Origin of the sequence: Mesorhizobium sp. M7A.F.Ca.CA.004.12.1.1, from assembly GCF_003997835.1 — a bacterium.
Taxonomy (GTDB): Bacteria; Pseudomonadota; Alphaproteobacteria; order Rhizobiales; family Rhizobiaceae; genus Mesorhizobium.
In genome coordinates this window covers 1-747 of sequence record NZ_RZRK01001360.1, presented here as the reverse complement: position 1 = coordinate 747, position 747 = coordinate 1, and the positions used below count along the sequence as shown (strand labels likewise).

Annotated in this window: 1 protein-coding gene; it reads left to right on the top strand. The window is 64.3% G+C overall.

What is annotated here, in order from left to right:
- A partial coding sequence (locus tag EN984_RS36380; RefSeq protein ID WP_164766005.1) for an outer membrane beta-barrel protein occupies nucleotides 1-747 on the top strand: 747 nt, incomplete at both ends.

The following is a 747-nucleotide window of genomic DNA, read 5'->3' as shown; positions in this document are numbered from 1 at the left end:
TTCGAGCAGTGCCGGCACGTCGGCGCTGCTGTCCGAGACAGCGCTGCGCTTTTCCGCCGCCTCCGACTGGCGCGAGAACTCAGCCACGATCGACGGCTATGGCCTTTTTCGCGAGACCGTGTCGGGTTACCCGGTTCACGACGCGCAAGGGCGCATCGAAGGCCAGCTCAATGTCGACCTCGACAATGAGTTGCGAGCCATCGCCAAGCTCGGCTACGAGGCCGTGCCGGAATCGGCATCATCACCGGACGCCATTGCCGGCGTCAGCAAGCAGCCGCTGCGGCAGACCATCGATGGCAGCCTCGCCGTCGAAAAGCATCTCGGCAAGATGCAGTACACGCTAACCGGCGCGGTCTCGCACGATTTTTACGGCGACGCCAAGCTCTCGGACGGCACCTCGCTGTCGCAGAAGGATCAGGACTCCACACTCTACACGGCGACGTTGCGCACCGGCTACGAGATCTCCCCTGCCCTGACCCCGTTCACTGAAATCGAGGTCGGCCGCCGGACCTATGATCAACGCATCGACAATGAAGGGTTCGAGCGCTCGTCGACGCGGCTCGGCGCCCGCGCTGGCCTTGCACTCGACATGGGCGAGAAGCTGTCGGGCGAATTCTCGGCCGGCTGGCTCAGGGAAGCGATCGACGACAAAAACCTTGATGCGATCTCGGGTGCCACCGTCAACGCCGACCTCAAATGGTCACCGGAGCGCGGCACCACGATCGGCCTGACCGGGCGGACCACCGT